At 68.3% G+C, this 23918-nt stretch carries 30 protein-coding genes; 21 read left to right on the forward strand and 9 right to left on the reverse strand.

What is annotated here, in order from left to right; all coding sequences use genetic code 11:
* Nucleotides 1-147: 147 nt before the first annotated feature.
* From SK571_RS12285 to SK571_RS12325, 9 genes are read left to right on the forward strand one after another with little or no spacing between them, the layout of a single operon-like run.
* Entirely contained in the window at nucleotides 148-705 is a 558-nt protein-coding gene (locus SK571_RS12285; RefSeq protein ID WP_319984172.1) for an RNA polymerase sigma factor, read from the forward strand.
* Nucleotides 696-1238 (forward strand): Asp23/Gls24 family envelope stress response protein, encoded by a 543-nt coding sequence (locus SK571_RS12290; protein ID WP_319984173.1) that lies wholly within the window; start codon nucleotides 696-698, stop codon nucleotides 1236-1238. Before SK571_RS12285 ends, SK571_RS12290 begins: the two co-directional genes overlap by 10 nt.
* A gap of 4 nt (nucleotides 1239-1242) precedes the next feature.
* Nucleotides 1243-1590 carry an Asp23/Gls24 family envelope stress response protein gene (locus SK571_RS12295; RefSeq protein ID WP_266043505.1) on the forward strand — a complete coding sequence of 116 codons (348 nt, stop codon included), beginning with the start codon at nucleotides 1243-1245 and terminating at the stop codon, nucleotides 1588-1590.
* Nucleotides 1591-1592: 2 nt separating this feature from the next.
* Nucleotides 1593-1877: a hypothetical protein gene (locus tag SK571_RS12300; protein ID WP_319984174.1), complete on the forward strand. Its 285-nt coding sequence runs from the start codon at nucleotides 1593-1595 to the stop codon at nucleotides 1875-1877.
* Between the two features lie 57 nt (nucleotides 1878-1934).
* Nucleotides 1935-2375, forward strand: coding sequence for an Asp23/Gls24 family envelope stress response protein (locus tag SK571_RS12305; RefSeq protein WP_319984175.1), 441 nt, complete (start codon nucleotides 1935-1937; stop codon nucleotides 2373-2375).
* 11 nt (nucleotides 2376-2386) lie between these two features.
* Nucleotides 2387-2563 carry a hypothetical protein gene (locus SK571_RS12310; RefSeq protein WP_089922533.1) on the forward strand — a complete coding sequence of 59 codons (177 nt, stop codon included), beginning with the start codon at nucleotides 2387-2389 and terminating at the stop codon, nucleotides 2561-2563.
* Between the two features lie 2 nt (nucleotides 2564-2565).
* Nucleotides 2566-2880, forward strand: a complete 315-nt coding sequence (locus SK571_RS12315) for an Asp23/Gls24 family envelope stress response protein (RefSeq protein WP_319984176.1) — start codon at nucleotides 2566-2568, stop codon at nucleotides 2878-2880.
* Nucleotides 2877-3395: a DUF6286 domain-containing protein gene (locus SK571_RS12320; RefSeq protein ID WP_319984177.1), complete on the forward strand. Its 519-nt coding sequence runs from the start codon at nucleotides 2877-2879 to the stop codon at nucleotides 3393-3395. Before SK571_RS12315 ends, SK571_RS12320 begins: the two co-directional genes overlap by 4 nt.
* On the forward strand, nucleotides 3392-3931 hold the full coding sequence (locus tag SK571_RS12325; RefSeq protein WP_319984178.1) for an alkaline shock response membrane anchor protein AmaP: 540 nt from the start codon (nucleotides 3392-3394) through the stop codon (nucleotides 3929-3931). The genes SK571_RS12320 and SK571_RS12325 overlap by 4 nt, the downstream gene beginning before the upstream one ends.
* A gap of 125 nt (nucleotides 3932-4056) precedes the next feature.
* On the opposite strand, the gene lipA is transcribed toward SK571_RS12325, so the two are convergent.
* The 3 genes from lipA to SK571_RS12340 all read right to left on the reverse strand — a co-directional run bounded on the left by lipA (nucleotide 4057) and on the right by SK571_RS12340 (nucleotide 6474).
* Nucleotides 4057-5058, reverse strand: coding sequence for a lipoyl synthase (lipA, locus tag SK571_RS12330; RefSeq protein WP_319984179.1), 1002 nt, complete (start codon nucleotides 5056-5058; stop codon nucleotides 4057-4059).
* A 220-nt stretch (nucleotides 5059-5278) separates the two neighbouring features.
* Nucleotides 5279-6169: an oxidoreductase gene (locus SK571_RS12335; protein WP_319984180.1), complete on the reverse strand. Its 891-nt coding sequence runs from the start codon at nucleotides 6167-6169 to the stop codon at nucleotides 5279-5281.
* On the reverse strand, nucleotides 6166-6474 hold the full coding sequence (locus tag SK571_RS12340) for a hypothetical protein (RefSeq protein ID WP_266043497.1): 309 nt from the start codon (nucleotides 6472-6474) through the stop codon (nucleotides 6166-6168). Before SK571_RS12340 ends, SK571_RS12335 begins: the two co-directional genes overlap by 4 nt.
* An 89-nt stretch (nucleotides 6475-6563) precedes the next feature.
* Between SK571_RS12340 and SK571_RS12345 the strand changes: the two genes are divergently transcribed.
* The 3 genes from SK571_RS12345 to SK571_RS12355 all read left to right on the forward strand — a co-directional run bounded on the left by SK571_RS12345 (nucleotide 6564) and on the right by SK571_RS12355 (nucleotide 8787).
* On the forward strand, nucleotides 6564-7154 hold the full coding sequence (locus SK571_RS12345) for a TetR/AcrR family transcriptional regulator (RefSeq protein WP_319984181.1): 591 nt from the start codon (nucleotides 6564-6566) through the stop codon (nucleotides 7152-7154).
* A gap of 67 nt (nucleotides 7155-7221) precedes the next feature.
* The gene (locus SK571_RS12350; RefSeq protein WP_319984182.1) at nucleotides 7222-7905 is read left to right on the forward strand and encodes an SDR family NAD(P)-dependent oxidoreductase; all 684 of its coding nucleotides are present in this window, start codon (nucleotides 7222-7224) and stop codon (nucleotides 7903-7905) included.
* A 276-nt stretch (nucleotides 7906-8181) separates the two neighbouring features.
* Nucleotides 8182-8787: a response regulator transcription factor gene (locus tag SK571_RS12355; RefSeq protein WP_030474540.1), complete on the forward strand. Its 606-nt coding sequence runs from the start codon at nucleotides 8182-8184 to the stop codon at nucleotides 8785-8787.
* 147 nt (nucleotides 8788-8934) lie between these two features.
* Here the strand turns inward: SK571_RS12355 and SK571_RS12360 are convergent, their stop codons facing one another.
* A complete protein-coding gene (locus SK571_RS12360; protein ID WP_319984183.1) occupies nucleotides 8935-10080 on the reverse strand; it encodes a sensor histidine kinase in 1146 nt (381 codons plus the stop codon).
* A gap of 387 nt (nucleotides 10081-10467) precedes the next feature.
* On the opposite strand from SK571_RS12360, the gene SK571_RS12365 reads away from it, so the two are divergent.
* Genes SK571_RS12365 through ilvN form a run of 3 tightly spaced genes read left to right on the forward strand, consistent with a single transcriptional unit; the run spans nucleotide 10468 to nucleotide 13275 of the window.
* Nucleotides 10468-11283: an AfsR/SARP family transcriptional regulator gene (locus SK571_RS12365; protein ID WP_030474542.1), complete on the forward strand. Its 816-nt coding sequence runs from the start codon at nucleotides 10468-10470 to the stop codon at nucleotides 11281-11283.
* 19 nt (nucleotides 11284-11302) lie between these two features.
* Nucleotides 11303-13009, forward strand: a complete 1707-nt coding sequence (locus SK571_RS12370) for an acetolactate synthase large subunit (RefSeq protein WP_319984184.1) — start codon at nucleotides 11303-11305, stop codon at nucleotides 13007-13009.
* Complete coding sequence (gene ilvN, locus SK571_RS12375) at nucleotides 13009-13275, forward strand: acetolactate synthase small subunit (RefSeq protein ID WP_319984185.1); 267 nt, start codon at nucleotides 13009-13011, stop codon at nucleotides 13273-13275. The genes SK571_RS12370 and ilvN overlap by 1 nt, the downstream gene beginning before the upstream one ends.
* Nucleotides 13276-13352: 77 nt before the next feature.
* Here ilvN and SK571_RS12380 read toward each other — a convergent pair whose 3' ends face one another.
* Nucleotides 13353-13835 carry an SRPBCC domain-containing protein gene (locus tag SK571_RS12380; RefSeq protein WP_051768599.1) on the reverse strand — a complete coding sequence of 161 codons (483 nt, stop codon included), beginning with the start codon at nucleotides 13833-13835 and terminating at the stop codon, nucleotides 13353-13355.
* Nucleotides 13836-13996: 161 nt separating this feature from the next.
* On the opposite strand from SK571_RS12380, the gene SK571_RS12385 reads away from it, so the two are divergent.
* The 3 genes from SK571_RS12385 (at nucleotide 13997) to SK571_RS12395 (ending at nucleotide 17522) form a co-directional block, all read left to right on the forward strand.
* Entirely contained in the window at nucleotides 13997-14422 is a 426-nt protein-coding gene (locus SK571_RS12385; RefSeq protein ID WP_036013177.1) for a nuclear transport factor 2 family protein, read from the forward strand.
* Nucleotides 14423-14443: 21 nt separating this feature from the next.
* Entirely contained in the window at nucleotides 14444-15523 is a 1080-nt protein-coding gene (locus tag SK571_RS12390; protein WP_319984186.1) for an acyl-CoA dehydrogenase family protein, read from the forward strand.
* Nucleotides 15524-15767: 244 nt separating this feature from the next.
* Entirely contained in the window at nucleotides 15768-17522 is a 1755-nt protein-coding gene (locus SK571_RS12395) for a DHA2 family efflux MFS transporter permease subunit (RefSeq protein ID WP_319984187.1), read from the forward strand.
* Between the two features lie 112 nt (nucleotides 17523-17634).
* On the opposite strand, the gene SK571_RS12400 is transcribed toward SK571_RS12395, so the two are convergent.
* Entirely contained in the window at nucleotides 17635-18078 is a 444-nt protein-coding gene (locus tag SK571_RS12400) for a hypothetical protein (RefSeq protein WP_319984188.1), read from the reverse strand.
* A 152-nt stretch (nucleotides 18079-18230) separates the two neighbouring features.
* Here SK571_RS12400 and SK571_RS12405 point away from each other — a divergent pair, with 152 nt between their 5' ends.
* Nucleotides 18231-19712: an amino acid adenylation domain-containing protein gene (locus SK571_RS12405; RefSeq protein ID WP_319984189.1), complete on the forward strand. Its 1482-nt coding sequence runs from the start codon at nucleotides 18231-18233 to the stop codon at nucleotides 19710-19712.
* Between the two features lie 55 nt (nucleotides 19713-19767).
* Here SK571_RS12405 and SK571_RS12410 read toward each other — a convergent pair whose 3' ends face one another.
* Together SK571_RS12410 and SK571_RS12415 are read right to left on the reverse strand one after the other, a co-directional pair.
* Nucleotides 19768-20808 (reverse strand): ketoacyl-ACP synthase III family protein, encoded by a 1041-nt coding sequence (locus tag SK571_RS12410; protein WP_319984190.1) that lies wholly within the window; start codon nucleotides 20806-20808, stop codon nucleotides 19768-19770.
* Nucleotides 20809-20825: 17 nt separating this feature from the next.
* A complete protein-coding gene (locus tag SK571_RS12415; RefSeq protein ID WP_319984191.1) occupies nucleotides 20826-21050 on the reverse strand; it encodes an acyl carrier protein in 225 nt (74 codons plus the stop codon).
* A 169-nt stretch (nucleotides 21051-21219) separates the two neighbouring features.
* Here SK571_RS12415 and SK571_RS12420 point away from each other — a divergent pair, with 169 nt between their 5' ends.
* A complete protein-coding gene (locus SK571_RS12420; RefSeq protein ID WP_319984192.1) occupies nucleotides 21220-21657 on the forward strand; it encodes a hypothetical protein in 438 nt (145 codons plus the stop codon).
* Nucleotides 21658-21704: 47 nt separating this feature from the next.
* On the opposite strand, the gene SK571_RS12425 is transcribed toward SK571_RS12420, so the two are convergent.
* A complete protein-coding gene (locus SK571_RS12425; RefSeq protein WP_319984193.1) occupies nucleotides 21705-22544 on the reverse strand; it encodes an NAD(P)H-binding protein in 840 nt (279 codons plus the stop codon).
* 142 nt (nucleotides 22545-22686) lie between these two features.
* On the opposite strand from SK571_RS12425, the gene SK571_RS12430 reads away from it, so the two are divergent.
* A complete protein-coding gene (locus SK571_RS12430; RefSeq protein WP_319984194.1) occupies nucleotides 22687-23895 on the forward strand; it encodes a cytochrome P450 in 1209 nt (402 codons plus the stop codon).
* Nucleotides 23896-23918 lie beyond the last annotated feature (23 nt).

Raw genomic sequence — 23918 nt, forward strand, 5'->3', positions numbered from 1 at the left:
GATACGCGCCGCAGTCCCTTCGTCACGCCACGGTCGGGTGAAAACCGGGTGAGTGTGGTCACCGGCGGGAAATCTGGGAACCGCGTGACGTTCCGCGATCGAACGTGTCCATCGGGCGACGAAGCAAATTGGGGCGGGGGTGTGCGCATGGGCGTGGCTGAGGCAGCCGCACTCGACGATGCCACGCTGGTGGCAAGGTCTCGTGACGGTGACATGCGTGCCTATGAGCAGCTTGTCCGTCGTTACCAGAGACCGATGTACCGGCTGGCGTTGCGCATCGTGGGCAGCAGCGGTGACGCTGAGGACGCGGTGCAGGACGTGTTCCTGACCGCGTGGAGGCGGCTCGGGCAGCTCAACGACGACGGGGCGTTCCTCGGCTGGCTCTACCGCACCACCACCAACCAGTGCCTGAACGTGCTGCGCAAGCGCAAACCGCACGCCGACACCGAGCTCGACGAGCAGGAGTCGGCGGCACCGCGCACCCGGCCCGAACGCGCGGTGGAGGTGAACGCGCAGCTCGACGCGCTGCAAGCCGCACTGCGCGATCTCACACCGGAACAGCGGGCGTGCTGGGTGCTGCGCGAGGTCCACGGCCGGTCCTACGACGAGATCGCCGAGGCGATCGGCACGACCCAGCAGTCGGTGCGCGGCAGGCTCGCGCGAGCACGGGCACAACTCGCGGAGGTGATGGCGCCGTGGCGGTGACGTCCGACTACGTCCTGCCATGCGGTCGGGACGTCGAAGAAGTCTGGGAGGCGATCGACCTCTCTGACGAGCACACGCGCTCGTGCCCGCACTGCGCGGCCGTGAGAGAGAGCCTTCTGGTGTTGCGCGCGGCCACCGACGAGATGGTCCGCGAAGAGGTCGAGCCACCGTTCGACCTGGTCAGCCGCGTGATGTCCGCAGTGCGCGCCGACGTGCGGAGGTCCGACGTCGTGCCGTTGCCCGGTGACGGCCTGGCTCGGATCAGCACGCGCGCCGTCGCGGCGGTGCTGCGGTACGCGGCGGACGGCGTGGACGGCGTGCGAGCGCGCGCGTGCCGTGTCACGGAAGCGCCGGAGTCGACCGTGTCAGATCCGGTGATCGAGGTCGAGCTGAGCATCGCGATCACCGCGGGCCTCGTCACGCACGAGGTGTACGACGAGGTGCGGCGCCGGGTGCTGGCGGCGGCCTCCGCGCGGATCGGTGTGCGGCTCGCCCGCCTGGACCTCGTCGTGGCCGACGTTCTCGAAGGATGAGCGAGTGATCGAAACAGTCGTGTCCGCTCCGGCGGTGGCGGCGGTCGCGGTGCACGCGGCCGAGAAGGTCGCGGGCGTGCGGGTGCAGCCCGGCGTGGCGGGCCTGGTGAGTTCGGTGGTGCGCGCGGCGCGGCAGCAGATCAAGGGGCTGCAGCCGGCGCCGGTGGAGGGCGTGCGGGTGCGGTGGTCCGGTGCCGTCGCGTTGCTGGAGGTGGACGTGGTGATCTCGGGCCAGGACCAGGCCGCAGCCGTGGCTCGTGCCGTGCAACGGTCGGTGTGCGCGCTCGTGCCGGAACTGACCGGTGTCGCGGTGGAGTCCGTGGTGGTCACGGTGGTGGACGTCGCATGGTGATCGTGACGGAGTTGTTGAAGGCACTGGAGAAGGTCGACGGACTGCGGCCGTCGGTGCCCGAGCCCGCGCGTTCCTGGATCTCCTGGGACGTCGACACGTTGGCCGTCGACGTCGAGGACGGCCTGGTGTGCGTCCGGGTCGTCGCCACCCGGCTCCCGCTGGCGCTCACGGAGGCAGGCGCGGCGCTGCGGTCCGTTCTCCTTGGCACGCAGTGGGAAAGCGCCGTCGTGCGCATCGTTGTGACCGATGTGGACAAACGTGCCCTCGATCACCTGAACGGGTCGTGACGTTTCGTCCTCAGTCGATGTCTCTCTGTTGTGGACGCTTCGAAGGAAGGAATTGTGATGAGCACGCAGACTGTGGAGAAGAACGGTGTCACGGGCGGGAAGCTGGTGACCGACAAGGGATCCACCACCATCGCGGACGTCGTGGTCCAGAAGGTCGCGGGCCTCGCGGCGCGGGAGATCCGCGGCGTGCACGCGCTGGGCGGCGGCGCGACGCGTGCGCTGAGCGCGTTGCGCGACCGGATCCCCGGCGCCACCGCGAGCGCGGGCCAGGGCGTGTCGGTCGAGGTCGGCGAGAAGCAGGCCGCCGTCGACCTGGAGCTCGTGGTCGAGTACGGCGTGCCGATCGCGGACCTCGCGAAGTCGGTGCGCACCAACGTGATCACCGCGATCGAGCAGATCACCGGCCTCGAGGTCGTCGAGGTCAACATCAACGTCAACGACGTGCACATCCCGAGCGACTCCGAGGGCGAAGAGCCCGAAACCGCCCGCGTGCAGTGAGAGGAAACGCCATGAGCACCACCGCACTGGGCCTGCTGACCGGGCTCGCGCTCGGCCTGGCCGCCGCGTTCGGGGGCTTCAGCGCGTTCCTGCTCGTGCTCGTCTTCGGCGCGCTCGGCCTGATCGCGGGCCGGGTCGCCGAGGGCAAGCTCGACCTCGCGCAGTTGCTGGGCAGGGATCGGGACTGACCATGACGACGCTCACCGCACAGCCAGGATTGACCACCGTCGCCGACCGCGCGGTGGGCCGCATCGCCGGACGTGCCGCCATGGAGGTCCCGGACGTGCTCGACTGCGCCGTCACCGCACGGGTGACCGGCGGAGTGGCGACGCTCGACGCACGCGTCGACCTGCGCTACCCGGCGCCGGTCGCGTCGACCGCCGCTCGTGTGCGTGCTCACCTGGTCGAACGGGTGGCCGCCCTCACCGGCCTGCGAGTCTCCGTGGTGGACGTGTCGGTCGGCGTGCTGCGCGCGGACACGGCCCCGGTGCGGAGGGTCCAGTGACCCGCCGCTCCCGCCGGGCCCTGCCCGCCACGCTCACGGCGTTCGTCCTGCTGGCAGCGTCGGTGCTGGTCGCGGTGTGCGCGATCCAGCTCGCGCTCGGCGAACGCCCGTTGCTGCCGTACGACTCGCTCGTCGGCTCGTTGCACGACATGACGTGGTCGGCGCGGGAGGTGGCCGTGGCGAGCGGGGTCGTCGCGGCCATCGGGCTCCTCCTGCTCCTCGTCGCGGTGGTGCCCGGAAAGGCGCGGACCGCGGCACTGGACGAGCACACCGCCGTGTCGGTGCGCGGCCTGCGCAACGCGCTGCGGTCCGCCGCCCAGGTGGACGGCGTCGAGTCCGCGGCGGTGAAGGTGCGCCGCCGCCGGGTCCGCGCGGTCGTGCGCACCCGGCGCTCCGTGGCCGACGGTCTCGGTGACGCCGTCCGCACCGCGCTGGAAAACCGCGTCGGAGAGTTCGCCCTCGCCCGGCCGCCGCAGGTCGTGGTGCGGGTCAAGGCCCTCAGGAGCACGTCATGAACCGGTTCTCGCTGGGCCTGCTGGGCCTCGTCCTGCTGGTCGCGGGTGGTTCCGCGATCGCCGTCCACCTGGGCCGCGTGCCCCAGGTGGACCGCAACGCCGCGGTGCTGCCCGGCACGGCGTTGCCACCGACGTGGGTGCTGTGGGTGGTCGCGGCCGCGGCGGTCGTCGTCGCGCTCGTGTGCCTGCGCTGGCTCGCCGCCCAGATCCCGCGCCGCAAGGTCGCGACCTGGCGCTGGGCCGACGAGGCCGGCACCACCCGCATCAGCACGGCGACGGCCGCCGCGCCGTTCGCCGAAGAGATCACCGCCTACCCCGGTGTGCGCAAGGTCGAGGCCGCGCTGACCGGTCCGCACACCGCTCCACGCCTGGCCCTCGTCGTCCGCGCCCACGGCGACGCCGATCTGCGGGGGATCCGCCGCCGCATCGACGACGAGGGCCTTCCTCGCCTCCGCGAGGCACTCGGCACGCCCGACCTCCGGGCCGTCGTGGAGTTCCGGATGTCGGCCTCCAGGGCCGACGCCCGAGTGCACTGATATATCGGTTGTGCAAAAAACGTTTGCGGACGTCCGCAAACGTTTTTTGCATCCGGATGCAAAACAGCTGGTCACCCTAGGTGGGTGACCAGCTGATATATCGGTTGCTCCGCCGTTCACTCCGCCTAGCGCGGGGCGAGCAGGCTCGTGATCTCCTGGGACGCCGACACCGTCAGCAGGTGCTGGAGGTTCTCCGGCAGGTCCTCGCCGCGCTTCTGCTTCGCCTGCGCGTAGAGGCGGCCGGCGCGGTAGGAGGAGCGGACGAGCGGGCCCGCCATCACACCGAGGAAGCCGATCTCCTCGGCCGTCTCCTTGTGCTGGACGAACTCCTCCGGCTTCACCCAGCGCTCGACCGGGTGGTGCCGCGGCGACGGGCGCAGGTACTGGGTGATGGTGATGATGTCGCAGCCCGCGTCGTGGAGGTCGGCGAGCGCCTCCGTGACCTCCTCGGGGGTCTCGCCCATGCCGAGGATCAGGTTCGACTTGGTGACCAGGCCGAACTCGCGGGCCTTGGTGATGACCTCGAGGGAACGCTCGTAGCGGAACGCCGGGCGGATGCGCTTGAAGATCCGCGGGACGGTCTCCAGGTTGTGCGCGAGCACCTCGGGACGGGACTCGAAGACCTCGGCCAGCTGCTCCGGGACCGCGTTGAAGTCCGGAATCAGCAGCTCGACGCCCGTGCCGGGGTTCATCTCGTGGATCTGGCGAACGGTCTCCGCGTAGAGCCACGCGCCGCCGTCCTCCAGGTCGTCACGGGCTACGCCGGTGACCGTGGAGTAACGCAGGCCCATCGCCTGGACCGACTCGGCGACGCGGCGGGGTTCGTCGCGGTCGAGGTCGGCGGGCTTGCCCGTGTCGATCTGGCAGAAGTCGCAGCGCCTGGTGCACTGCTCGCCGCCGATCAGGAACGTGGCCTCGCGGTCTTCCCAGCACTCGTAGATGTTGGGACAACCGGCCTCTTCGCAGACCGTGTGCAGGCCTTCGCGTTTGACCAGGCCCTTGAGCTCTCGGTACTCGGGGCCCATCTTCGCCCGCGTCTTGATCCACGAGGGCTTCTTCTCGATCGGCGTCTGGCTGTTGCGGACCTCGAGCCGCAGCAGCTTCCGACCCTCAGGTACCACAGTCACGTCCTCACCCTACGCTGCGCGCTCAAGTGTCCGGGGTCACGCACTCCCAGGTCAGGCCAAGTGCTGAAACCGGGCTTCCGGTGGAGCGCTCGTTGTTCACGATCTGTTGTTGACGCAGGTCCGTCGAACATGAACAACCCCGCCGGGCCGAAGATGTTCCCGGCCCGGAGGTGACGACCGGGCCTCGTCGGCGCCTTCCAGGGCGAGAGCGCCGACACCCCTACGGAAGATCTGGAGCGATTCCGGTCAGCTTGATCGTGAGCTCCCAGAGTCGGTTGGCGGCGAGGTCGTCGCGGGCCGCGGCGGTCATCGGCGCGACGGCGGGGTAGCCGCGCAGGCCCTTGAACCCGCCCGGGCCGTAGTACTCGCCGCCGCGTGCCTCGGGTGCCGTCGCCGCGTAGAGCTGTGGCAGCGCGCCCATCTCCACGGACTGCGAGATCAGGCTGCCGATCTTGCCGCCGATCTTCATGACCGCGGACTTGTGCGCGTCGGCCATGTTGTTCGTGAGCTCGGTGGCGGTCATGCCGGGGTGCGCCGCGATGGACGTCACGTCCGGCGAGCGGCGTTCCAGCTCCCGTGCGAACAGGAGGTTGGCGAGCTTCGACTGCCCGTAGGAGCCCTGGAGGCTGTACGGGCGCCGATCCCAGTTGGGGTCCTCGAAGTCGATGCGGCCGGCCCGGTGCATCAGCGACGAGACGGTGACGACGCGGGCGCCGGGGCGTTGCCTCAGCGCGGGCAGCAGCAGCCACGTCAGAGCGGCGTGGCCCAGGTGGTTCGTGCCGAACTGGCGCTCGAAGCCGTCGACGGTCCGGCCGTTCGGGACGGCCATGATGCCGGCGTTGTTGACGAGGACGTCGAGTGCTTCGACCTGCTCCGCGGCGGCGCGCACGGAGGAGAGGTCGGCGAGGTCGAGTTCGAGGACCTCGGCCGAGCCCTCGACCGTGCGGCGCGCGGTCTCGCCGCGCTGGACCGAGCGACAGCCCATGATCACGTGGGCCCCCTTGGCCGCGAGCACCTGGGCGGTGCGCAGGCCCAGGCCGGAGTTCGCACCGGTCACCAGGACTGTGCGGCCGGTCTGGTCGGGGATGTCGGCTTCGGTCCAACGACTCATGGAGTCATTCCTACCGTCCGGTAACTGCCGAGCGAAAGGTGTGCGTCCAGTACTGCTCGCAACACCGGCTCCTCGGCGGCGAGTTCGGCGGCGACGCGGTCCTCGTCCACGTGGCCGTCGAGCCTGGCGCTCTCCATGCGTGCGGTCAGCTTGTTCTGCCAGCGGTGGTCGAGCGCCAGCAGCAGTTCGTGCAGTGAGCCGAAGACGTCCGGATCCACGATCAGCGGTGCGGACGGGTCGCGGCGGGCGTCGCTCAGGACGGCGTCCAGCGCGTCACGGCGGCGGTAGTGGTCTGCCCAGCCCATGTCTCGTACCCCCGGTCTCTCGCATACTGTCGGTATGACACGACCATACCACCGGTACGTACCGGCGGTATGTGAGATACGTTTCGTGTGTGCGAACACGACGCGCCGAGTACTCGGAGTCGACCAGGCAGGCGCTCGTAGACAGCGCCGTGCACCTGTTCACCAAACGCGGCTACGCCGGCACCTCGCTCGACGAGGTCGTCAAACGCGCCCGCGTGACAAAAGGCGCGCTCTACCACCACTTCAGCGGCAAGCAGGCGTTGTTCGAGGCGGCCTTCACCCAGGTCGAGACCCAGTCGATCTCCTCGCTGACCGCGCTGATCACGGCGGACGGCGACCCGTGGGAGACCGCGGTGGGAGGCCTGCGCGCGTACGTCCGCAAGTGCCTGGAGCCGGAGTACCAGCGGATCATCGTCCACGAGGCGCCGGTGGTGATGGGCTGGGAACGCTGGCGTGAGGCGGAAGAGCAGTTCAGCTTCGGTCTGCTCCGGACGGCCGTGCAACTGCTGGTGGACGCCGGTGAGATCGAGGAGGCGCCGGTCGAGATCATGGCCCGGCTGCTGTTCGGGGCGCTGTCCGCGGGTGCCAGCACCATCGCGAGTTCGTCCGATCCGAAGCGCACCGGCCGCGAGGTCGAAGGAGCGATCCTGCGTGTTTTGGAAGGTTTGCGCAAGAAGTAGTCGAGTTGGGCCCTAGCGGCCGGGCGCAACGTCGATCACCACGCGGACAACAGAGGTGGTCGGCATCATGATCGAACCTGTCAACACGCGCCTGGGCCTCGACGGCAAGATCGCAGTTGTCACGTCGGGAACGCACGGGCTCGGTCTCGCCATCGCGAGCAAGCTCTGCGACAACGGCGCCCACGTCATCCTCACGACCTCCGACGAGGACAACGTCGACCTGGAGCGCGCGAAGACCGTGCTCGCGGGCAAGCCCGGCTCGGTGACGGTCACCAAGCTCAACATCCACGACGAGCACTCGGTCCGGCTGCTGCTCGACCGGGTCAAGGAAGAGCGCGGCCAGCTGGACGTGTTCGTCCACCACGCCGTGTCGCCGGACCTCACGCCGTTGCTCAACATCGTGGAGCCGCTCGCCAAGGCACTCGTCGACGGCGGCCGCGTCGTCATCGCCGGCTACACGGTGACGCCGGTCCACGGCGTGATCCGGACGCTGGCGCTGGAAATGGCTTGGTACAAGGTCGCGGTGAACGCCGTCGTCACCACCGTCGTCGACAACGGCCCCATGAACATCGACCCGGACCTGGTGGACCGGCTCGCGATCAAGAGCCCGTCAGGTCGCGTCACGCTGCCCCAGGACATTGCGAACGCCGTTTCGTTGCTGTGCACCGACGAAGCCGCGTGGATTCAGGGTCAGGTGATCACTGTCGACGGTGGACTGGAACTGCTGGAGCGGTGGGGCGAGACGCGCTGAGTCGCCATCACCGCGCACGCTCCGAGACTCGCTTCAGGGGCCGAATCGCTTGTACCGCTTTGTGCTCGGGCACCGCTCGAGCCGTACCGGTTCGCGATTCGGCCCTTGAGCTATCTGTGAGCGAGTGGTGACCCCAAGTCATCCGCCGATTACCCTTATTAATTGCTCCTAGCGCATTTGGAGTAACGCTCGGCGCAGCCGGACTCAATGCTTGTCCTGCATGGTGACCGAGTGTAAGACTCGAAATGGTGACCTGGGGGCAAGCAAGGGGGTCGGATGATCAGAGTGCTACTAGCCGAGGACGTGCAAATGGTCCGCGGTGCTTTGGTCGCCTTGTTGAATCTCGAACCGGATATTGAGGTCGTCGCGTCCGTGGCCACGGGTGACGAAATCATCTCCGCAGTGGAGAAGAACAAACCGGACGTAGCGGTGCTCGACATCGACCTGCCCGGTATGGACGGCCTTTCCGCCGCCACCGTCATCCACGACACCGCACCGGAGACGCGCACTCTCATTCTCACGAGCCTCGGCCGGCCGGGCACTCTGCGCCGCGCGCTCAACGCACGCGTCAACGGGTTCATCCTCAAGGATGCTCCGGTTGGAGAACTCGCTGACGCCATTCGCGGCGTCTCAATTGGTCGGCGCGTGATCGACTCGCAGCTCGCGCTTTCCGCGTGGGACACCGACGAGTGCCCGCTGACGCCCCGCGAACTGGAAGTGCTGAGGCTCGCCTCGGACGGCGCGGACGCCATGGAAATCGCCACGACGCTGTTCCTGTCGGTCGGCACGGTCCGCAACTACCTGACGGCGGCGACGGCCAAGCTCGACGCCCGCAACCGGGTCGACGCGGTCCGCATCGCCCGCAAGTCCGGCTGGTTCTGACCTCTCTCCGGCGGCCCGTGCTGATCTTCACCTGGCCCTTGCAACGACTCTTTTGCCGACGAAGTCCAAAGAGTCATTGCTAGGGGCCAGGTCAGAGCCTTGCGTGAAGATCGTCTTCGGGGTGAACGGCGGCGGAGGGCTCGGAAGCTAGGGCTTCGGGGCGGCGGCCGGGATGGCGGCGTGCACGTGGAACGAGCCGTCGCCGATGTGGCGGGCCGTGAACGTGCCGCCGGCCGCCCGGACGCGTTCGGCCTGGTTGCGGACGCCGTTGCAGTCGGCTGAGGCAGGGCGGTCGGCGGCGCCGTCGTTGATGACGTCGAGCAGGATCGTGGCGCCTCGCTGGTGCACGCCGATGGTGCAGGTGCTGGCGTCGCTGTGGCGCAGGACGTTCGTGACGGCCTCGCACAGGACGGCGGCCAGGACGGTCTCGACCGGCTCCGGGAGCGGGTCGTGCGCCAGTTCGACGCGGACGTCGATGTTCGACGCCGCCAGCATCGCCTTGGCCGAGTCCGAGGTGTCCGCCAGGGACAGCGGGCGGTAGGCGCGGGCGATGGAGCGCACGTCGGCCAGGGCGTGGTGGGTGATGTCCAGGATGTCGGTGATGTGCTCCTGCATGAACTCCCAGACGTGGTCCGGGCGGTCGGCGACGATCCGGTGGGCCAGTTCGCTCTTCAGCTTGATCGCGCTGAGGCTGTAGCCGAGCAGGTCGTGCAGGTCGCGGGCCACGCGGACGCGTTCGGCGGTCACCGCGGCGGTGGTGGTGACCGCGGTGTCCGGGGTGGCGGCGGTCTCCTGAGCGGCCGGAGGGGCGCTCGGCCGGGGCTCGGGGGCGGCGGGCCAGTCGCGGTGGGTCGCGAAGCCCGTGGCCAGGCCCGCGAGGAGCAGGGCGGTGGCCGCGGTGGCCACCATCGCCTCGCCGTGGACGGCCTGGGCGAGGCCTGTGGCGACCACGGTCAGGACGAACACCGACCAGCCGAAAACCGGGCGCAGGACCAGCAGGGCGTTGCCGGCGACCAGGCCCGCGACACCCGCCCAGGAATGGCCGAAGAGGACGAAGGGCAGGACCAGCAGTACCGCTTGGGCGCCCAGTGCGAGGTGCCGGCGCAGTGTGCTCAGATGCCGGAAATACGACACTTGCAGCAGGACAAGTACCACTAAATCAATGACCGACACCGCCAATTCGGTGACTTCACCCGTGACGAGTAGCGCGCGGGTCAGGTCGGTCAGGCACACCGCGACGAAGACCGCGACGATGATCGCGCGGTATCTCGGTATCGCAGGCGAAGCATTCACGTGCCCCCCCAAGAGCAACTGCTCCAGAGCAAAGTCTGAGAGTCAACGCCGGTCAAAGACCTCGCACGGCGCGCGCCCAAGGCCGAATACTAGACATGCGAAGGCAGTTCGGGACGGCAACTGAATCGGTTCAGAATGCGAAGTCGCATTGACTCGCCGCTCAATGTCACGCCAATGGACGAGTATTTATCGGTAGCCGTCACGGCTTGTGTTCGAACGATTACCGGGCGGGACGGTTTGGGTTCGTCCGAGTATATGAATATCTCACGCCGGGCGCAGTAGTTCGCCATCCGAGAGTCGTGGCCGCATACGTGGCGTTCGATAGCCCCGCTCAGGTGAACTTGGTGGCACGACCAAGTCGACCGCCGCTGAGCAGGGGAGGCTCCAATGGAGATCAAGGTTCTTGGACCGCTGGAGGCACGGGAGAACGGCGTTTCGATCGCGCCGAGCGCGGTGAAGCCCAGGCAGGTGCTCTCGCTGCTCGGACTGCAGGCAGGACACGTCGTCACGGTTCCGACGTTGATCGAAGAGCTTTGGGGAATGACACCGCCACGCAGCGCACTCACGACTTTGCAGACGTACGTGCTGCAGGTCCGCCGGCGCATCGAGGCGGCCATGCCGGGCGAGGGTCCCGGTGTCGCGAAGAACGTTCTGGTGACCCGGTACGGCGGCTACATGCTGGACGTTCCGCCGGAGAGCGTCGACGTCCGCAGCTACGAGCGGCTCGCGAGTGCCGGTCAGCGCGCGTTCGAGATCGGCGACCTGGAGTCCGCCAGCAGGTTGCTGCGCAGCGCCGCCGAGGTGTGGCGCGGACCGGTGCTCGTGGACGTGCAGATCGGCGTCCGGCTCGGCATGGAGGTCACCCGGTTGCAGGAAAGCCGCCTCGGCGTGCTGGAGACCCGCATCGAGGCCGACCTGCAGCTGGGCAAGCACCAGTCGCTGCTGTCCGAACTGTCGGTGCTCACCGCGCAGCACCCGATGCACGAGAACCTCTGTGCGCAGTACATGCTCGCGCTCTACCGGGCGGGACGGCAGTGGAAGTCGCTGGAGGCCTACCAGTCGCTGCGCGACACGCTGATCGAGGAGCTGGGGCTTGAGCCGTCCGAAAGGCTGCGTCAGTTGCAGCGGGCGATCCTGAGCTCCGAGCCGTCGCTCGACAAGCCGTTGTCGCCTCGCCAGCTGGAGCGCCAGCTCGCGGGCTGAGATCCGTTCGGGAGCAACCGTGGATACCACCGGTGCAGGTGCGTTGATCAAGGCGCTCGAGGACGTCGGCTGCGAAGTGATCTTCGGGATGCCGGGCGGGGCGATCCTGCCCGCGTACGACCCGCTGTACGACTCGAAGATCCGGCACGTGCTGGTGCGCCACGAACAGGGCGCCGGGCACGCCGCCCAGGGGTACGCGCAGGCGACCGGACGAGTGGGCGTCTGCATGGCGACATCGGGGCCGGGGGCGACCAACCTGGTGACGCCGCTCGCGGACGCCTACATGGACTCGGTGCCGATCGTGGCGATCACCGGCCAGGTCGCCAGGTCGATGATCGGGACGGACGCCTTCCAGGAGGCGGACATCCGCAGCATCACGCTGCCGATCACCAAGCACAGCTTCCAGGTGCACGACCCGGCCGACATTCCGCGGGTGATCGCCGAGGCGTTCACGCTCGCGTCCACGGGGCGGCCGGGCCCGGTGCTGGTGGACCTGCCCAAGGACGTGCTGGCCACCGCCACGACCTACACACCGCCGAAGCTCACGACGCCGTCGCGCCCTGTGCTCTCGCCGGTGCAGATCCGCAACGCCGCCCAGCTCATCGGTTCGTCGAAGCGGCCGGTGTTCTACGTGGGTGGCGGTGTGATCCGCAGCGGTGCGGCGCAGGAGCTCCGGAAACTGGCGGAGAAGACCGGGATCCCGGTCGTCACCACGCTCATGGCCCGAGGTGCGTTCCCCGACTCGCACCCGCTGCACCTGGGGATGCCCGGCATGCACGGCACGGTGCCCGCCGTGGCCGCACTGCAGCGGGCCGACCTGCTGATCGCGCTCGGGACCCGGTTCGACGACCGGGTCACCGGTCTGCTGCCGGAGTTCGCCCCGCACGCTGCGGTGGTCCACGCCGACATCGATCCCGCCGAGATCTCCAAGAACCGCAAGGCGGACGTCGGCATCGTCGGCGACTGCCGCGACGTCATGGCCGCGCTCTCAGCGGTGATAACGCGGAAAACCGATCTCACGGACTGGTGGAACTACCTCGGCGGCCTGCTCACGACCTACCCGCTCGGCTACGACTGGCCGGCGGACGGCATGCTCGCGCCGCAGTACGTGATCGAACGCATCAGCAAGCTCGCCGGTCCCGAGGCCATCTACACCTCCGGTGTCGGGCAGCACCAGATGTGGGCGGCGCAGTACGTGAAGTACGAACGCCCCGGCTCGTTCATCAACTCCGGCGGCGCGGGCACGATGGGCTTCGCGGTGCCGGCGGCGATGGGCGCGCAGGCGGGCGCACCGGACCGCACGGTGTGGGCCATCGACGGCGACGGCTGCTTCCAGATGACCAACCAGGAACTCGCGACCTGCGCCGCCGAGGGCATCCCGATCAAGGTCGCGATCATCAACAACGGCAACCTCGGCATGGTGCGCCAGTGGCAGACCCTGTTCTACGAGGGCCGGTACTCCAACACCCGGCTCGGCACGCACCAGCGCCACCCCGACTTCGTGAAGCTGGCCGACGCGCTCGGCTGCGTCGGGCTGCGCTGCGAGAGCCAGTCCGAAGTGGACGGCATCATCCTGGAGGCGATGGCGGTCCACGACCGGCCCGTCGTCGTCGACTTCGTGGTGGGGCAGGACGCCCAGGTCTGGCCGATGGTCGCCGCGGGCGCGGGCAACGACGAGATCATGGCCGCACGGGGCATCCGGCCCCTGTTCGACGAGGAAGAGTGATGACCAGACATTCGCTTTCCCTGTTGCTGCGCAACGAGCCCGGCGCGCTGGCGCGAATCGTGGTGCTGTTCTCCAGCCGGGGTGTCGACGTCGAGTCGCTGAGCCTCGCGCCGGTCGAACGGGGTGACCTCTCCCGCCTCGACGTCGTCGTCGGCCTGCAGCCGGGGCGCACCGTCGTCCAGCTGATCAAGCAGCTCGGCCGCGTCGTGGACGTCAAGAACGTCCTCGAACGCACGCAGGACGAGGCGCTCGAACTCGGCGCCTAGAACGCACGAAGAAACGGCCGCCCCGGAGGCTTGGGGCGGCCGTTTCTCTTTTGTGCCTGAGGAACTTCCGGGGTTGCTCAGGCAGCCTTCGGGATGTGCTTCTCGATGACGCGGGCGTACGTCTCCAGCGTCTCGCCGGGCGAAGGACCGTCCAGCGCCTTGTGGATGCCCTCGGCGATGTCGCCGTGGCGGTGCAGGTCGGCGTGGGTCAGCGTGACCTTCGTCGTCGTCGGGCCGACGACCTCGAAGTCCACCTTGATGAACGAGGCCTTCTCGTCGTCGAAGATCGGCTGCCAGTAGGGGCCGACCCGCCACGTCATCACGAGGCGCTTCGGCGGGTCCCACTCGGTGATGGTGCCCCAGGCGATCTCCTCGCCGTCCGCACCGCGCTCGAAGTAGCGCCCGCCGACGAACGGTTCGATCGTGATGGCCTGCCGGTCCTTCACGAACACGTGCGACTCCGGCCACCACTCGATCGGCTTCGACGCGAAGATCGCGAACGCCTGCTCGATCGTCGCCTCGACCGTCACCGACTTGGCGACATCGGGAGTTGAGGCCATGTGGCCCTCCTCGCGAATAAAAGGGTTGATGTCGCCTCAGACCGTGCCCGGTTCGTCTCGACGCCACCTGGAACCGGGGTCGAACCAGGACGGCTCGACCGGATGTCCAGCGCCCGCACCCATATTCCCGGGTAGCGAAACCGGCAGACCGAGGAGTTGTCGTGTCCCCAGTCAATGTTGCGGTCCACATCGAGGTCCAGACGTTCTACGCCCAGCAGATGCGGCTGCTCGACGCGCTGGACGTGGAGGGCTACGCCCAGACGTTCACCGAGGACGGGGTCACCGACCACGCCCACCGGAGCGAGAAGGTCGAGGGCCGGGCGGCCCTGATCGCCGGCGCCAGCGCCGCGTTGCCCCGTTACAAGGGCGTCGCCGTGCGGCACTGGAACGACCACTACCTGATCGAAGAGGTCGACGAGAACACCCTGAACGTCAGCTACGCGTCGCTCGTCACCCGCACTACCGCCGAGGGCGTGGTCAGCTTCGAGCCGACCTTCTCCATCGAGGACGTGCTCGTGCGCATCGACGGGAAGCTCTACACCAAGTCCCGCACGATTCACCGCGACCTGCCTGTTCAGGCTGCGTGAAGCTCATCAGGAGGTGACGAGGTGACTGCTCAATACACCGGGCTGGCCGCAGCCGCGGAGAAGGTGAAGCTGATCGCCGCGGAACACGCGGCCGAGGCCGACGCCACCCGCAGGCTGGCTCCCGAGGTCGTGGAGGCACTGCGCGAAGCCGGGTTCGCGCGGCACTTCGTCGCAGCCGAACGAGGTGGTTCGGAAGGGACGTTCGCGGAACTGACCGAGGCCGTCCTCAGCGTGGGCCAGGGCTGTTCTGCCGCGGCGTGGTGCGCGTCGCTGTCGGCGTTCTCGTCGAGGTTCGCGGGCCTGCTGCCCGAACAGGGCCACGACGAGATCTGGGCGTCCGGCCCCGACACGTTCGTCGTGACCGGCCAGCCGCCCATGGGCAAGGGCACCGCGGTGGACGGCGGGCACCGGCTCAGCGGCCGGTGGATCTACGTCAGCGGCGTGGACTTCGCCGACTGGGCGTTGCTGTGCGGCATGGTCGGCGACGAGGGCCGGTTCTTCGCGTTGCCGCGCAAGGACTTCACCGTCCTCGAAACGTGGGACAGCGTCGGGATGAAGGCCACCAGCAGCCATTCCGTCGTGGTGGACGACGTCTTCGTGCCCTCGCACCTCTCGTTCGGCCGGGCGGATCTCATCACCGGCACCAGCTGGTCGCCGGTGCCGAGCCACAACGTCCCGTTCCAGGCGGTCGGCGGCCTCACGTTCGCCGCTCCGGCCGTGGGAGCGGCGATGGGGGCACTTGACGCGTGCGCCGCGGTGCTGTCGGGGAAGAAGCAGTCCGTGACGTCCGCGGTCGACCTGGTCCGCGCGTCGGGCCAGGTCGAGTCGGCGAAGCTGCTCGTGCAGCAGAACGCCAAGGTGCTCGACGACCGCGAGTTCACCCCGGCCGCGATGGCGCGCAACGAGCGCAACGTCGCCTACGCGGCCGAGGTCCTGGTCGACGCGGTCGGCGGCCTGGTGCGGGCCGCCGGCACCAGCGGACTCGCGGAAGGCGGTGCGCTGCAACGGTTCTGGCGTGACGTGGTGAGCTGCTCCAGCCACGTCGCGCTGCGGTACGAGACCGCGTCCGTGCGCACCTATCCGGCGTCGCTGTACGGCTGACCGGAAGCGAAAGGCCCTGGTGCCCACCTCCCCGGCACCAGGGCCTTCGGCATGCGCCCGAAACGCTCCGCCGCGACCTGACCGGGACTCAAGCGGAGGGGACCACCCTGAAGGTCATCGACCGGCAGTCGTTTTCAGGCAGGAGGTGGGACCTCGTTCAACTCGAACGGCATTTCGCCACAACGAGTAGTCCTGGGCCATCGCCTGTCGTGCGCAGCGAAATCAAGTCCTCTGAGGAGAAATCGTGACCTCCACCAACACCAACCACGACCTGGAGTCGCCGTCGGCGACTGCCGGCGCGCAGGCGGCTCCGGTCGTTGACGCGCCGGCGGCCGATCCGCGTCGCTGGATCGCGTTCATCATCATGACCGTCGCGACGTTCATGGACATGCTGGACGGCAGCATCGTCAACGTCGCACTGCCCGCGATCCAGCACGGCATGGGCGCGAGCTTCGTGCAGCTGCAGTGGATCACCGCCGGTTACGTGTTCGCGTTCGCGCTCACGCTGATCACCGGTGGCCGTCTCGGCGACATCTACGGGCGTCGCAAGATGTTCCAGCTCGGCGTGCTCGGCTTCGTCGTCACGTCGTTCCTGTGCGGCATCGCGGTCAACCCCGAGATGCTCGTGATCTCCCGTCTGGCTCAGGGTCTTGCGGCCGGCCTGATGGTCCCGCAGGTCATGTCGATCATCCACGTCACCTTCCCCGACAAGGAGAAGGGCGCGGTCTTCGCGATCCAGGGCACCATCGGTGGTCTCGCCGCCACGATCGCACCGCTCGTCGGTGGCGTGCTCGTCGCCTGGAACATCTTCGGATGGGACTGGCGGACGATCTTCCTGGTCAACGTCCCGATCGGTCTGATCGGTTACGCGCTGGGCTGGAAGTACATCAACGAGTCCAAGGCGCCGTACAAGATCCGTCTCGACCTGATCGGCGTCGTCCTCGCGACCTTCAGCCTCACCGCTCTGCTGTTCCCGCTCACCTTCGGCCGCGAGCTGCACTGGCCGGCGTGGGGCTTCGTGTTGATGGCGGCCTCGGTCGTCGGCTTCATCGGCTTCATCGCCTACGAGCGCGCCAAGCAGCGCAAGGACGGCATGCCGCTGGTTCCGCTGAGCCTGTTCAAGTCCCGCAGCTTCTCCGCGGCCCTCGCGCTGATGCTGGGCATGTTCACCTTCACCGGCATGTTCATGCTGGCCCTCTACCTGTTCCTGCAGGAGGGTCTGGGCTTCTCGCCGCTGCGGACCGGTGTCACGCTGCTGGCGTTCTGCATCGGTGCCTTCATCACCGCGTCGGCCTCGGTCATCGCATTGGTGCCGAAGTTCGGCCGCGCCGTCCTGCAGGTCGGTGCCGTCGTGATCGCCGCCGGTGTCGCGGTGCTGCTGCTCTCGATCAGCCCCGAGATCACCAGCTGGGGCCTCGTGCCCGGGCTGCTGCTGATCGGCCTCGGCTTCGGCATGACGGCCACCCCGATCGCGCTGTTCGCACTGCAGGAGGTGCCGCACGAGGACGCGGGTGCGGCGTCGGGCCTGATCAACACCAAGCAGCAGCTCGGTTTCGCGATCGGTATCTCGCTCGTCACGCTGGCGTTCTTCGCGCCGCTGGCCTCCAACGGCGCGGTCAACGCGGAGTCGCTGACCCCGCAGGTCCGCCAGGAGCTGGAGGCCGCCGGTGTCTCCGACGCCAAGGCCGGCGAGCTCGCGAGTGCCTTCCAGACCTGTGCCACGAGCACGTTCGCGGGCACCCCGGAGACCGGGGCCGCGGCGTGTGCGGCGGTGCAGGCCGACCCGCAGTCCAAGGCCATTGCCGACAAGTTCACGCACCAGGCAGCCGGCCAGTCCTTCACGGACGCATTCCGCACCACCCTGTACGTGGGTTTCGGCTTCGCCGCTCTGGCGCTGCTGCTGGCTTCCTTCCTGCCTCGCTGGCTGAAGCAGGAGGAGTGGGGCGCACCCGCCGAGGAAGGTGCGGAAGAGGGCGCTGAGGACACCGCCAAGGCGTAGTCCTCCTCTGCTGGAAACCCGAGGCCCCAGGCGATCCGCCTGGGGCCTCGGTGCTTTTCCCCGGCACGCAAGAAGGCCCCTCGCTGTGCGCAAGGGGCCTTTCCGGGAACGTTCAGATGCGCTTGGCCTTGGAGCCGACCGTCACCGGGCCGATGATCGCGGCGCCGGTGGGCGCGTAGATGTACGCGGTGGCCTTGGTGGTGAACCTGTTCCGCTCGATCCTGCCGAGGTGGGTCGCGTTGATCTCACCGTTGGGGTCGGGGTGGGTGACCCAGAAGCTGAACACGCCGCTGCGGTCCAGCTGCCAGATGCCGTTGCCCTCCAACGGTTCCTGGCCGGGCTTGGTGATGCAGTAGATCTTGTGGTCCGCGGTGAAGTCGCACGTCTGCGGCATCTCCACCGGCGGCTCCGTGACGTGGACGCTCACCACGACGTCCCACTTGCCGATGATCGCGGCCTCGGACTTCGCGCCCGCGGTGCTCGAAGCGGCGATGGCGATGGGTGCGGCGAGGGCCACGGCGGCCGCTGCGGTGAGCGCCTTCTTGGCAACTGACATGGGATTACGCCTCCGTTGGGGCATGGCGGGGCAAGGGACGCGCTGAGTCTGCGCAGGACGGCTCGAACTCGGCCGCAGAGCGGGTTGCGCCCGCAGTCGAGGGTGACACGAGGAGGTTTACCGACCCTTTTACGAAAAGGGAGGAGCCGAACATGTCCAGATCGGTGACCGAGGCGTTCGGTGTCCAGGTGGCCAGGTCGCCTGAGGCAGTGGCGTTGACAGCCGGAGGGAACTCGGTGACCTATGCCGAGCTCGACAGGTGGTCCGGCGCCCTGGCGGGCGAGCTGAGCGCCGCGGGAGTGGGCCCGGGGGACCGGGTCGCGGTGCGCGTCGAACGCTCCGCACAGCTCGTCGTGGCCCTCCTGGGGATACTTAAGGCGGGTGCGGCGTACGTGCCGATCGACCCGGAGGACCCGGAGTCGCGCGTCGAGATGATGCTGTCGGACGCCCAGGTCTCCGTCGTGGTCGGCCAGTTCGCCGCCGGGCACATCACGATCAAGGTGCCGCCACAGCGGGGGTCCGAAGTGGACGTCGAACTGCCGGAGGTGGCGCCTTCGGATCTCGCCTACCTGATGTACACCTCCGGCTCGACCGGGAAGCCGAAGTCGGTCATGGTCGAGCACCGCAACATCACGAACCTGGTGACCGAGCCGAATTTTCTCGACATCACGACGGAGGACCGGTTCCTGCAGCTGGCTCCCGTCGCGTTCGACGCGGCGACGCTGGAGATCTGGGGCGCGCTGCTCAACGGCGCACGGCTGGTGCTCGCCCCGCCCGGTGTCGTGCAGGCCGAGGAGCTCGGCGACCTGTTGCGCTTCAACGAGATCAGCATCCTCTGGCTGACCGCGGCGTTGTTCCACCGGCAGATCGACGTCGACGTGGACGCGTTCAAGGGCCTGCACACCGTGCTCGCCGGCGGTGACGTGCTCTCCGTGCCGCACATCCGGGCGTTGCGCGAGGCCGTGCCGGAACTGCAGATCGTCAACGGCTACGGGCCGACCGAGACCACGACGTTCGCGACGTGCCACCGCATCGGTGCGAACGAGGACCTCGGCGGCACGGTGCCGATCGGCACGCAGTTGCAGAACGTCGAGGTCGTCATCGTCGATCCGCAGGGCTTGCCGGTTCAGGCCGGTACACCCGGCGAGCTGTGGGTCGGTGGAGCCCAGGTGGCGCGCGGGTACTGGAAACGCCCGGATCTGACCGGGGAGAAGTTCGTTCGCGGCAGCTGGAACGGCGAGCGCTACTACCGGACCGGGGACCAGGCGCGCAAACGTGCCGACGGCGTCGTCGAGTTCCTCGGCAGGATGGACGACCAGTTCAAGCTGCGCGGCTTCCGGATCGAACCGGGCGAGGTCGAGAACGCGCTGACCGAACACCCACAGGTCCGCACCGCGGCTGTCGGCGTGCGTACGCACCCCAGTGGTGACCGCAGGCTCGTGGCGTGGGTCGTGCCGGTGGGCGAGGAGCTCGACAAGCGGTCGTTGCGCGCCCACCTGCGTGCGGGCCTGCCGGAGCACATGGTGCCGGCCGGGTTCGTCGTGGTGCCCGAGCTGCCGATCACCTCGAACGGCAAGACCGACCGCAAGGCCCTCCCCGAACCCGACTGGGCCTCGAAGTCCCTCTACCTCTGAAAAGAGATGAGGGGAGCCTTCACGACAGGTTGTGAAGGCTCCCCTCAAAACTACGTCAGACCCAGGAAGGGACCTCGAGGATTTCCAGGACGGCGGCCGTCCAGACGTAGCCGGCGCCGGAGGACTGCAGGACCACGAGGTCACCCGGCTTCGGGTCGCGTTCGGCCAGCACGTGGTCGAGGCCCAGCGCGATGTCCGCGGTGCCGACCATGCTGTACTTCTTGGCCCAGTCGTAGGTGGTCGAGGAGCGGTCGACCCCGAGCAGGCCGCAGATGCCGTGCTGCACGATGGTCTCCGCGAGCTGCTGGTGCAGGAAGAACCGCGCGTCGGCCAGCTCGATCTCGGCCTCGTACAGGGCCTGCTTGAGCGAGTGCCGCACCCCGCCGCCGATCCGCGCGATCATGTCGTCGAGGTCGACGTCCGGGTTTCTCAGGAAATCCTCGACCCCGCTGCTGAGCTGCAGCGTCCGGCCGTCGTGGAACGGCGCCGTGGTCCACTCCGCGTAACCGCGCGACATCTGCTCGAGCGTCGGGTCGGCGTGGGAGTAGATCGACCGGATTCGGGCGAACCCGGACCTGTTCGACAGCACCAGCGCACCCGCGCCGTCGCCGTTGACGTTCTGCTCTTCGGAGCTCCACCTGTCGAAGTAGGGCAGGTGGAACGCGTCGCCGGCGGTGACCAGCGCGGCCGAGAAGTCCTGGTGTGAGGCCAGGTACGAGGCCGCGAGGTCGACACCGGCCATGAAACCGTTGCAGCCCTGCCTGACCTCGAACGCCGGACCGCTGCCGCCGACCGTGCCGGCCTGCACGTAGCTCGCCGGGGTCCACAGGTCGAGGCCCTGGTGCGACAGGGAGGCGTGCACGGTCAGGCCGAAGTCGAGCAGGTTCACCCCGGAACGCTCGACCGCCTGCCGTCCCGCGTTCACTGCCATCACCGGACCGGTCTCGCCGGGGGCCGCGACGCGCAGCTCCCGGTAGCCGTTCATGGCCTTCTTCTCTTCGGTGTAACGCCCGGCGGCGATGGCCTCGTCGACGGTCTCCACCTGAGCCGGTAAGTATGTGCCCACCCCGGCGACGTACAAGTTGTTCCAGCGCATCGGAAGGTCCCCTGTGACTAGGCTGCCTGATCTACGTGTTTGGCGACGGCACCAGCCGTCGGGTTCTCGTAGAAGCTCCGCAGGCTGATCCGGACGCCGAAGCGCTCGTGGACCTGCTTGACCAGTTTGGACGCGAGCAGGGAATGACCACCCAGGTCGAAGAAGTTGTCCAGGGGATCGATCCCCGGCACGCCGAGGATGTCCGCGAACAGGTCGCAGAGCTGTGTTTCCTGCTCAGTCACGGTGTCCTCCCGGTGAGCTCACGAGTCACCGGAACAATGCGACATTCAAGTTGAAACCCGCTTGGGCACGACCAGAAGCAGGGCGTTCGAGCCGAAATGAAGTCGTTCTGCAGAGCCCTGACCCAAGGTTCCCGCGTCTGTCGCACGAACAGCGGGATTGGAGCAGGGGATGCAAGGGCTCAAGCGGATCGGCGGGGTCGTGGCGATCATCCTGATCACGTTGGCGGGGCTGAGTACCACCGCCACCGCCGGAACCGGGTATTCACCGGTCGGCAAGTGGAACGGTGTCAACACACGGGCTGATGGGGACCATCCGAGCAAGCACGTCTTCAAGGCCGATGGCACGTTCTTCATCACCAACGAGCAGAACACCACCACGAAGGGCAAGTGGTGGAAGACCGGCACGAACACCTTCCACATCCGCGTCCGCGGCGAGAAGGTCTACGACGAGAACGGCGCCTACTTCGCCTACGTCGACTTCGACCAGGACGCAGTCCAAAGTGGACCGGACGACTTCACGAGCTCCGGTCCGTCCTCGTTCTACCTGGCGGACGGCACGTTGCTCGACGCGGCGACCGTCACGTTCACGATGACCAGGGTCGGCTGACCCCCGTGGGGGAGGCCAGCACCCTGGCCTCCCCCGCACCAGAGCTGTCAAGCGACGAGGTACTGCGCGTACTCCTCGGCCCACTCGCGGAACGTGCGAGCCGGCTTGCCCGTGATCCGCTCGGCGGTCGCGCTCGTGACGGCAGTGACGCCGACGCCGGTTTCCCACTGGTTCAGCAGCGAACGCAGGATGTCCGCCTCGACGAACGGGCTCATCGCGGCGTGGCCCTCCTCGCGGGTGAGGTCGTTGACGACGATGTCACGACCGAGAACCTCTCCGATGATCTCCAGCTCCCGCCGGAACGTCAGCGACTCGGGACCGGTCAGGTGCAAGATCTCGTTCTCGAGCGTCTTCTCGGTCAGCGCGACCACGGCGACGTCCGCGATGTCGTCCTCGTGGATCGGCGCGACCTGCGACTCGGCGAAGACCTGGTCGATCGTGTCGCCGGCCTTGAGCGCGTGGCTCCACAGGAACGCGTTGGTGCAGAAGGCGCCTGGCCGCAGGATCGTGTACGGCAGACCGGAGGAGATCAGCGCGTCCTCCACGATCTTGTGGTGATGTGCCAGCGGGTCGCTCTCCACGTCGTCGAGGTAGAGCGTGTCAGACGACAGCAGCACGATGTGCTCGACGCCCGCCTTGTCGGCGACGTCCAGGAACGCGTTGATGCCCTCGGGCTCCGCGTAGAGCAGCACCTTGGAGACACCGGCGAGGGCCGCGACGAACGTCTCCGGGTCGTTGAGGTCGAGCGCGACGGTCTCCACACCTTCTGGGACGTCGAGTTCCGCGGGATTTCGGCCGGACGCGCGGAGGCTGTGACCCGCCGCGTAAAGCCGCTGAAGCACGCGGCGGCCGACGTTGCCGCGCGCCCCCGTGACGAGGATGGTCATGTGAATCTCCCGTACTGGGTGGTTCGCCTGGATGGCCGATCACGCTCAGCGTTCACCCGGTCACTCGAACGGCACTAGATCGGGCTTCAGGTCAAGGCTCCTAACCTGCGGAAACAATCCCCAGAGTCGCGAGGAGCGCACGGTGGTTTCCTTTCCCGTTCCCGGATCCAGCTACCGCGGTCCGGCGCCGGAGTTCGCCGGGTTCCGCGCGTCGAGTCCTGTCGTGCGCCTGCCCGCGAACGGCGGCGGTCACTGCTGGATCGCCACTACGCAGGACTCGGTCCGCGTGGTGCTCGACGACGTCCGGTTCTCCCGTGCGGCGTCTTATGAACCGACGGCGCCGACCTTCCCCGGACTGTTCCAGGCGCCGCCAGGAATGATCATCTCGCTCGACCCGCCCGCGCACACCCGGCTGCGCGATCTCGTCTCGCAGGCGTTCTCGGTCGACCGCATCGAGTCCATGCGACCGAGAATCCAGCAGCTCGTGACAGAGTTGCTGGACCGAGCGGACTCCGACGCCCTCGAAGGGCCGGTTGACCTGCTCGGTGAGTTCACGTTCCCCCTGGCCGTCATCGCGATCAGCGACCTGTTGGGTGTGCCCGCCGGCGACCGCGACACGTTCGCACGGCTGATCCGCGAGTTCGCCGCCGTCGACGCGCCGGAACTGGCGGCCGCGGCGGGCGAGCAGCTCGGCGAGTTCATGGCCGGGCTGGTGTTCGGGAAGATGGCCGCGCCCGGCGACGACGTGCTGTCGGCGCTGACCGAGGCCCGGATCGGTGACGACAAGCTGGAGGTCGGCGAACTCATCGGCCTCGGATACACGTTGCTGGGCGCCGGCGGCGACTCCACGGCCTGCCACCTGGCCAGCTCGGTCCTGACGCTGCTGGGGCACCACCGCGACGTCTGGGTGCGGCTGGGGGAGCGGCCGGACGAGGTGCCGGCGGCGGTCGAGGAACTGCTGCGCTGGATCACGTTGTCCACCAACGACACGACCGGCCTGCCGCGGATCGCGACGGAGGACGTGACGCTGTTCGGGGTCACGATCCCCAAGGGGGACGCGGTGTTCGTGTCGACGAACTCGGCGAACAGGGACGAGACGCTGTTCACCGACCCCGACGCCCTCGACTTCACGCGGACCGACAACGCGCACCTCGCGTTCGGGTACGGAATCCACCGGTGCCTCGGTGCCCCGCTCGCGCGCATCGAGCTGACCACGGCGTTCGAGGAACTGACCCGGCGTTTCCCGGCGGCACGGCTCGCCGTCGCCGAGGAGGAACTGGAGTGGCAGAAGGCGGACATGAACCACCGGCTCGTCGCGCTGCCGGTCGACCTGCACGGCAAGGGTTTCTGAAACGCAGAAGGCCCCCGGGACGA

The organism is Lentzea kristufekii (assembly GCF_033949925.1).
Classification (GTDB): Bacteria; Actinomycetota; Actinomycetes; order Mycobacteriales; family Pseudonocardiaceae; genus Lentzea; species Lentzea kristufekii.